This window comes from Phenylobacterium sp., assembly GCF_046290725.1.
Lineage (GTDB): Bacteria > Pseudomonadota > Alphaproteobacteria > Caulobacterales > Caulobacteraceae > Phenylobacterium.
Window position 1 is genome coordinate 1 of sequence record NZ_JBKBUH010000011.1, and the last position, 2,229, is coordinate 2,229.

The 2,229-nt window shown below is 68.3% G+C and carries 3 protein-coding genes; 2 read left to right on the forward strand and 1 reads right to left on the reverse strand.

From position 1 onward, the window contains the following. Nucleotides 1-165, reverse strand: a 165-nt coding sequence (locus ACK41C_RS20945) for a sigma-70 factor domain-containing protein (protein WP_409658765.1), incomplete at its 3' end; no start/stop codon positions are given. 162 nt (nt 166-327) lie between these two features. Here ACK41C_RS20945 and ACK41C_RS20950 point away from each other — a divergent pair. Beyond that, nucleotides 328-897, forward strand: coding sequence for a PQQ-dependent sugar dehydrogenase (locus tag ACK41C_RS20950; RefSeq protein ID WP_409658762.1), 570 nt, complete (start codon nt 328-330; stop codon nt 895-897). After that, nucleotides 875-2,125 (forward strand): recombinase family protein, encoded by a 1,251-nt coding sequence (locus tag ACK41C_RS20955; protein ID WP_409658768.1) that lies wholly within the window; start codon nt 875-877, stop codon nt 2,123-2,125. Before ACK41C_RS20950 ends, ACK41C_RS20955 begins: the two co-directional genes overlap by 23 nt. Nucleotides 2,126-2,229: the final 104 nt, after the last annotated feature.

Sequence of the window (2,229 nt, forward strand, 5' to 3'; positions counted from 1 at the left end):
CGCGCACTCGCGCTCCTCGTCGGCGCTGAGCATCGGAATGCGGTTGACCGCGCTGATGTAAGCATCCAGGTTGCCCAGCGGCGGCAGCGTCAGCGCCGTGCTGCTCCACGACGCCGCCGGCGTGGCGTGGGACGCAGGTGCGAGGGCAAGGGACATCGCGGTCATGGGCTCTCCTCTCCTGGATCGTTCATTATGTTAGCACTCTCTTGGATCGAGTGCTAAATGCGGAGTTCCCTCTCCGGCGCCCGCTCGGGGCGACGTGGGCCGCCCTGGGGAGGGCTTTGGCTGCTTGACGGCCGGCGGCCGATCGGAAACCATCCCGCCATCATGGCGATGCGTTTTGTCGGCCGTTGGTGTGCGGGGCGCGCGGGGTGGCGGGGGCTGCCCCGGGCGGTGCTGGGTGCGGGGCTGGCCCTGGCGCTGGCGGCAGCTCCAGCGCGGACGGCCGTTGCGGAGCCGGCCCGTCTGCGTGCCGAGGCGGTGGCCACCGGGCTGGAGCACCCCTGGGCGCTGGCGTTTTTGCCGGATGGGCGTTTTTTGGTCACCGAGCGCCCGGGGCGCTTGCGCGTGGTCGAGGCCGACGGCCGCCTGGGCGCGCCGATCGCCGGCCTGCCCCCGGTGGATGCGGTGGGGCAGGGCGGCTTGCTCGATCTGGTGCTGGACAGCGACTTTGCCCGCAACCGCACCCTGTATTTCTGCTACGCGGAGCCGGATCCCCAGGGCCGTGGCAATTCCACCGCCCTGGCGCGCGCGGTTCTGTCGGCGGATACGACCCGGTTGCAGGATCTGCGGGTGATCTTTCGCCAGCAGCCGCGCGGAGGCCCAACGCGACGCCGGGCTGGCCTACATCGCCAGCCAACGCCACGAGGGCTGGATCGCCATCGAGGAGGGTTATGACGACGGCGGCTACTCCGGCGGCCATCTCGACCGCCCGGCGCTCAAACGCTTGCTGGCCGACATCGAGGCCGGCAGGATCGACATCGTGGTCGTCTACAAGATCGACCGATTGACGCGAAGCCTCGCGGACTTCGCCAAGCTGGTGGAGGTGTTCGACCGCAATGGCGTCTCCTTCGTCTCGGTCACGCAGCAGTTCAACACCACCACCTCGATGGGGCGGCTGACGCTCAACATCCTGCTGTCCTTCGCGCAGTTCGAGCGCGAGGTCACCGGCGAGCGCATCCGCGACAAGATCGCCGCTTCCAAAGCGAAGGGCATGTGGATGGGCGGCATGCCGCCGCTGGGCTATGACGTCGTCGATCGCAAGCTCGTCGTCAACGAACGCGAGGCCGCACTCGTGCGTGACATCTTCCGCCGCTATGCGGAGCACGGGTCTGCGGCGCGGCTGGTGCGGGAGCTGGCGGTCGAAGGCCATACGACGAAGGCTTGGGTGACGCAGGGTGGGCGGCAACGAAGGGGCCGCCCCATCGACCAGCAGTACATCTTTGCCATGCTGCGCAACCGCATCTACCTGGGTGAGATCCGCAACCATGGCACGTGGTATCCCGGCCAACACGAAGCGATCGTGCCGCAAGACCTGTGGGACGCCGCGCACGCTTTCATCGCGCGCCGCAAGCAGGCGCCGCGTGAACACCGGGCCAAGCATCCGGCCCTGCTCGCGGGGCTGCTGTTCGCCCCGGACGGCCAGCGCATGCTGCACACCTTCGTCAAGAAGAAGAGCGGACGCACCTACCGCTACTACGTCCCCTACCTGCACAAGCGTCGTAACGCGGGCGCGAGCCTGGCGCCGGACGCCCCGGACGTCGGCCATCTGCCCGCGGCCGAGATCGAGAACGCGGTGCTGACGCAGATCCATGCGGCGCTCTCGGCGCCGGAGGTGCTGATCGGCACCTGGCGGGCGTGCCAGCGCCACCCGGCGGGTGCCGCCCTCGACGAAGCGCAGGTGGTGGTGGCGATGCGACGCATCGGCGACGTGTGGGCGCAGTTGTTCCCGGCCGAGCAGCAACGCATCGCGCGCCTGCTGATCGAGCGGGTGCAACTGCATGATCATGGGCTCGACATCCTCTGGCGCGAGGACGGCTGGCTGGGATTGGAGCCCGAGATCGGCGCACATCCCTTGGGAAGGTCTGCAAAACCTTCCTGCCAGACTACCGGGATGGGACAATAGCGACATGAAGCAGATGAGTCTGGAGGCGCCGATGTATACGGGCTTTGAGCTGCGCGCCAAGCGCACCCGCAAGCGTGCGTTTTTGGAGCAGATGGACCGTGTGG

Excerpts from the sequence above, each read along its gene's own strand:
- ACK41C_RS20950 (WP_409658762.1), top strand. The coding sequence starts at position 328 with ATGGCGATGCGTTTTGTCGGCCGTTGGTGTGCGGGGCGCGCGGGGTGG.